This is a genomic window from Bradyrhizobium sp. th-b2, assembly GCF_000426785.1.
GTDB lineage: Bacteria > Pseudomonadota > Alphaproteobacteria > Rhizobiales > Xanthobacteraceae > Bradyrhizobium > Bradyrhizobium septentrionale.
In genome coordinates this window covers 1-5,358 of the sequence record NZ_KE384573.1, presented here as the reverse complement: position 1 = coordinate 5,358, position 5,358 = coordinate 1, and the positions used below count along the sequence as shown (strand labels likewise).

The following is a 5,358-nucleotide window of genomic DNA, read 5'->3' as shown; positions in this document are numbered from 1 at the left end:
TCGCCGCGCTCGCCGGTTTCGCCCTTTTCACCGGGGACACCCTGATCGCCTGCAGGGCCCGACTGGCCTTGCTCGCCCGCTTCGCCTTTTTCGCCTTGCTTGCCATCTTGGCCTCGCTCTCCGTTGTCGCCCCGCTCCCCTTGCGGGCCCTGCTCGCCGCGCTCTCCGCGCTCGCCCATGGGCCCGATCTCTCCGCGCTCGCCAGTATCCCCGCGCTCGCCACGCTCGCCCTGAAGGCCCTGCAGGCCCTGCAGGCCCGGATCACCATCGCGGCCATCTGCGCCGTCCTTCAGCTCGGCCAGCCGGTCGCTGACCTGCTGCTGCAGGGCGGTGAGCTGCTCGCGCGCATAGGTCATCACCAGCTGGCGCAGCTCGATCACTTCGCCGCGCAGCTTCAGGATCGCGGCCTCGCTCTGCGCCTCGATCAGCTGGCGCTCGCGCTGCCATTGCTCGCGCTGCTTGTCGAGCACATCGGCCAGTGCCTCGCGCCACGCCTCAAGAAGAAAGTCGGCGGCGTCCGATCCGGTCGGCACTGGCAATGAGGCTTCGGACTTCCCGTTGGATTGCATCGCGGTCGCCCTTTTCTGGAGGCGGTGGCTTGGCATCGTCATTCGCGGCAGCAGCAGCAGCGGGCGGTGCGGCTGGTGGAGCTGGAGCTGCCGGAATCTTGTCAACGGCACTGAGCGGAACGACTTGCTGCTGCACGCGCGGCTCGTCGCCAAATTTGACGGCATCGAGGCCCTCGGTCTGACGGGCTTCATTGGGCGCATAGATGCCGCCCTGAACACCACGCGCCAGCGCTTCGATGCGGTCTTTCAACGCCGAGCGCAGCAGCGCCGCCGTATCGAACTCGACATACTCGTCGGGCTGGCCTTTGAGACCGAACAGCAGCCCGATGGATTCCTCGATGTGGTTGAGCGCGAAGCCGAGGCCGGACGCGATCCAGCTCTGCATCAGCAGCTCGGTCGATGAAAGGTTGTTGCCGCCGATGCCGAGCACCTGCAGCGGAATGCGGAAGGCGAGCGCGATGTGCTCATTCGACAGCTTCAGCATGTCGGCAGTCGCAGCATCCTTGCCGCCCTGCGCCCATGGCTGCACCTTCAGGCCTGCGGTCAGGATCGGCGTGCCGCCCTGATGCAGCCCTCGCGCCTGCTCGTTCCAGCGGTCGCGCAGCGCCTGGACCTGATCCTTGTCGAGCACCAGATCGGTCGAGAGCACCGCCGAGGGCCGCGCCTCGTTCATGTAGAACCTGAGTTGCTGCTGCGCGATGGCCGCGCCCATGCCGACATCGCTATAGGCCGCGACAATCGGCGACTCGCCGACCAGCGGAGTCGGGAAGCGCTGGCGCTGGGTGTGCAGCCGGATGTGCAGCACGTCGCGCGCTGGCACGATCAGCGCCTCTTCGCCGAGCCGCCTGCTGATGATGTCATTGCCGCCGAGCTGATAGAAAATATCGCCGGTCGTCGCCAGCCGTGGATAGGACAGGCGCGGGTTCATCAGATGCAGCTCGTTGATCTCATAGCGGTCATTGCGCAGCGCCAGCGCATAGGCATTGCCGTCGAGATAGAGCGAGCGCGTGCCGTTCAGCAGGAAGTCGCTGATCGATTGATAGTCGTTGGGATGGCGCAGGATACGGGACAGGGCCGAATTGGTGATCCGGTCCCGCCCGTTTTTCGCATTGAGCCGCCAATGATCGCCGGGGCACATCGCGACCGTTTGCGCATAGGCCGAGACGCAGGCCTCGACCATTGCCGATTGCGACGACAGCGACAGAACATCATAGCCGTTCTGCCACCAGTTGATGGAGTTGCCGACATCGGCTGGCAACCATCCTCCGGTGACAGGAAGAAACCACGGCCCCGCATGCGCTTCGCCTTCGGCTTTGGACACAAGCGCAGTGCTGCGTCCTGCCTTGATTCGCACGCGAGGCTTGGCGGCGGTCTCGGTCATTCGTGCTTCGCACCCGCCGTGTCATGTTTCCCGGCAGGTGCCGGGGCCGATGTCCGCGTCGAGTAGTCGCCGCGCTGAGCAGGTTGCGGCGACGGCTTGGTCACGCGGGTCTGGTGATGCGGCGACGGCTGACCGGGCGGCGGCGCATTCGGATCGGGCGGCGATCCATCCGGCTCGTGCTCGTCGAGATGCTCGCCCTCTGCCGCGAGGTCATTCTCCTCCTGCGTCGGCGTCGGCTTTGCATTGGCCATCGCCTCGCGTTGCTCGGCCTGCTTCTTTTCGCGGGCCGCCTTCTCGTCAGCGAGCCGCTTCTTGGTGGCTTCGACCTTGTCGGTGTCGGTCATGTCTGAGGTCTCCTTTCGAGAGAGTGGACCGCTTACCAAGTGACGCCGCTGACGACAGCGACGACGCCGGGGCGGCGGATGGTCCAGTTGATCGGCAGGATCAGCCGCAGCGCGAGGCTGTCGGTCTGCCAGAGCGACTTGACCGGGGTTGCAGGGGTGCCAGGCGCAGCGCCACTGACGATGTCGGCGGGCGCGGTGTCTTCCAAGTGCAGCGTGGCTTGATCGCTGATCTCGAAGCGCGGGGCTTCGCCACCGACCGCAACGAAGTCTGCGGCATCGATCACGACCACCTCACCGAGCGGCACGGTGCCGGAATCGATGATCGGCCAGCCGCCGAGCTGGCCTCGGCTGACTTCCTCGCGGAACGGGAAGGCACCGACGCCCGGAGCCGCCGTCAGCGAGATGCTGTTGACCTGCTGCGGGTTCATCAGCCAAGCCGGATTGCGCACGTTGCCCTTGGTGCCAGTGAGCAAGGCACCAGTGAGCTGCTTGATGTCGCCGACCAGCGCACCGAAGCCGCCGCCTGCAGTAGGCGTCAGCGGGGTGATGCCGTTCAGGATACCGGGCGGCCGGATCAACGTCGCCGGGTTGGTGTCGAGCAGGATGCTATCGAGCGAGATCGCGGTGTCCTGCGAGATCGCATCGCGCAGCAGGCCTTCGATGGCGGGCACGGAGTGCTCATCGATCTCCTTGGTCCAAGTGGTGATGACCGCCATCTTCTTGGGCGTCAGGGTCTGCGACGTGAATGCGCCCTGACGAACCGGGATCGGCATGCCTTCGCCGACGAACGAGCCAGCGATGGTCGGCGTCAGCGAGCGGGTCGGAATGATGATCCTGCCGTTGCGGCCGAACTCCAGCGAGAGCCCGAGCGAGGACAGACGCGGGAAGACCGACTTCGGCATCAGCGTCTGCATGAAGTCGGTAACGATCTGCTGCAGCAGCTCGGCGGCCCAGCCGGTGACCGTGGTCATGGCAGGAGCCGTTGCCGCGCGGGTTGCCCAATCGAGCACGGCGCGCGTCTGCTCGTCGTCGCCGTAAATTTCGCGCATCATGGCATCGACAGGCTTGCGATGGATGTGAGCGAACAGCTGCACGGTGCCAGCGCGCACCAGCAGCTCAATCGGCTCGACCTTCTTTTTCGGAAGGTTGAACGGCCTCGCGGGCTGATGCGTCGTCGCCGCCGTTGCGCCGCGCGACAGTACGACAGTGCGGCCATCGTCGGACTGTTGGCCGAGGCTCTTCTCGGTACCGCGCAGGGCTTCGAGCGTTTTCTCTTCCCGCTCGATCTTCTCATTGAGGTCAGTGGCGATCTTCAGCTGATCGTCGCTGACATTGGTCTCGTCGGTCTTTTCCCAATGTGCAGCAAGCTGATCGCGCAGCGCGTTGACGCGCTGTTCGGCAGCGATAATCCTTTGAGCAAACGACATTGTCGTGCCCTTTCTACCAGTCGATGAATTGTCGGCTTGCCCGCCAGTGATCCCGCGCCGCTTGATGCCGTCCGTTGCGCCTTTCCCGGCGAAGACGAGATCGATTGTTGCGGGGGAAATTTTCAGAGCCTTGGCGACCGCGAGCGCATTCGGATTCGCGGGCACCGAGACGACGCTGGTCTCGACCAGCTCGCTCTTGGTGAAGAAAACTCCGTAGTCGGATTCGGCGCGCGGCTTGCTCTCCTTCGGCCTGAAGCCGACCGAGACGGCGCGCAGGATGTCGGCCTCGATCAGCCGTCTGATCTCATCGATGCGATCCGAGGTGCCATCCGGGGCCAGCTCCAGAGTGCCGCGCAGCTGCTTGTCCACGACGCGGACATTTTTCCCGGTGCCGTACTTCGTGCCCTACGTCAACGGCGAGCCCGAGTTTCGCGGCTTCGATGGCGAGAAGATGGTGATCTGCGTGTGGCACAAGCGCTGCTGGCTTTGCGGCGAGCCGCTCGGCAAGTTCATGTGCTTCGTGATCGGCCCGATGTGCGCCGTCAATCGCGTCAGCGCCGAGCCGCCGAGCCATCGGGGCTGCGCGCTCTACGCGGTGCGGGCCTGTCCATTCCTGACGCAGCCGAAGATGCGCCGCAACGAGAAGGACGTGCCCGAGCATCTTGAACCTGCTGGCCTGATGCTGCGCAGGAATCCGGGCGTGACGCTGATCTGGACGACGCTGCGCTACACGATCTGCAGGGATGGCCACGGTGGCGCGCTGTTCAATGTCGGCGATCCCGAGCGCGTCGAGTTCGTCGCCGAGGGCCGCGCCGCGACCCGCGCCGAGGTGATCGCCAGCATCGATAGCGGCCTGCCGGTCCTGCGCGAGATGGCCGAGCGCGACGGGCCTGATGCCGTCGCCGAGCTGCAGACGATGTACGACAAGGCAATGGAGCTGGTGCCTGCATAAGCTGATGAGTCTTTTGCAGTGAAGGAGGAAAGCAGTCGCCTGGGGCACGTAGAGAGCGCAGAGGGAAAGGAGCGCGAGGTGCTGGAAATGGACGACGTAAAGAAGGGAGCGCGGCGGATGCTCACGATGGATCAGGTGCTGGAGCTGGTGCCGGTCGGCAAGTCAACGCTGAAGCGCATGGTCAAGAACGAGGAGTTTCCAAGTGCGCATTACATCAGCCCGAAAAAACTGGTCTGGTATGAAGATGAGATCGAGCTATGGCAGGGAAGCCTGCCAGCCGAGAGCCGCCGCAAGCGGGCCGAGCGGAGGGCCAAAGCTGGCCAGGGGGGCTAACTAGTACCCACTTTTCTTGGAACGTGAGTCGCGATTCAAGATATGGATGATCCCCGAAGCAAGAGAAGTCCACCTTTCGCGGAGAGACCGCAAGGTTCTTGAGGCGTGCTGTCGCTCGCCGGTGACGCTGCAGCGCGATTTGAAGCGGGCGCGGATAGTTCTGTTGGCGGCGGACGGGCGCAGCACCCGCTCGATCGCCAAAGAAGTCGGAGTCCAGCCGCGGATTGTCAGCCTTTGGCGACACCGCTATGCCGATCATGGCCTTGAAGGACTGCACGACAAGCCGCGGCCCGGCAAGCAGCCGATCTATACGAAGGCCACCGACAAGCGGATTCTGAAGCTGCTGCATAAG

At 64.6% G+C, this 5,358-nt stretch carries 7 protein-coding genes; 4 read left to right on the top strand and 3 right to left on the bottom strand.

Going from position 1 to position 5,358, the window contains the following annotated elements; all coding sequences use genetic code 11:
• Positions 1-542 (top strand): hypothetical protein (locus tag K359_RS65715; RefSeq protein ID WP_245285000.1); only part of this gene is annotated, 542 nt, incomplete at its 5' end.
• Here K359_RS65715 and K359_RS65710 read toward each other — a convergent pair.
• Genes K359_RS65710 through K359_RS56955 form a run of 3 tightly spaced genes read right to left on the bottom strand, consistent with a single transcriptional unit; the run spans position 496 to position 4,090 of the window.
• Positions 496-1,950, bottom strand: a complete 1,455-nt coding sequence (locus K359_RS65710) for a phage portal protein (protein WP_051346909.1) — start codon at positions 1,948-1,950, stop codon at positions 496-498. The genes K359_RS65715 and K359_RS65710 overlap by 47 nt on opposite strands.
• A complete protein-coding gene (locus K359_RS0150550; RefSeq protein ID WP_029085673.1) occupies positions 1,947-2,294 on the bottom strand; it encodes a hypothetical protein in 348 nt (115 codons plus the stop codon). The genes K359_RS65710 and K359_RS0150550 overlap by 4 nt, the downstream gene beginning before the upstream one ends.
• A 32-nt stretch (positions 2,295-2,326) precedes the next feature.
• Positions 2,327-4,090 (bottom strand): phage major capsid protein, encoded by a 1,764-nt coding sequence (locus K359_RS56955; protein WP_051346908.1) that lies wholly within the window; start codon positions 4,088-4,090, stop codon positions 2,327-2,329.
• Between K359_RS56955 and K359_RS0150540 the strand changes: the two genes are divergently transcribed.
• The 3 genes from K359_RS0150540 to K359_RS60960 all read left to right on the top strand — a co-directional run.
• On the top strand, positions 4,083-4,673 hold the full coding sequence (locus K359_RS0150540) for a hypothetical protein (RefSeq protein WP_245284999.1): 591 nt from the start codon (positions 4,083-4,085) through the stop codon (positions 4,671-4,673). The two genes, K359_RS56955 and K359_RS0150540, sit on opposite strands and share 8 nt — an antisense overlap.
• A gap of 18 nt (positions 4,674-4,691) precedes the next feature.
• Positions 4,692-5,006, top strand: coding sequence for an AlpA family transcriptional regulator (locus tag K359_RS56950; RefSeq protein WP_035978766.1), 315 nt, complete (start codon positions 4,692-4,694; stop codon positions 5,004-5,006).
• Positions 5,007-5,052: 46 nt separating this feature from the next.
• On the top strand, positions 5,053-5,358 hold a 306-nt coding region (locus K359_RS60960), incomplete at its 3' end, for a helix-turn-helix domain-containing protein (RefSeq protein WP_156929195.1).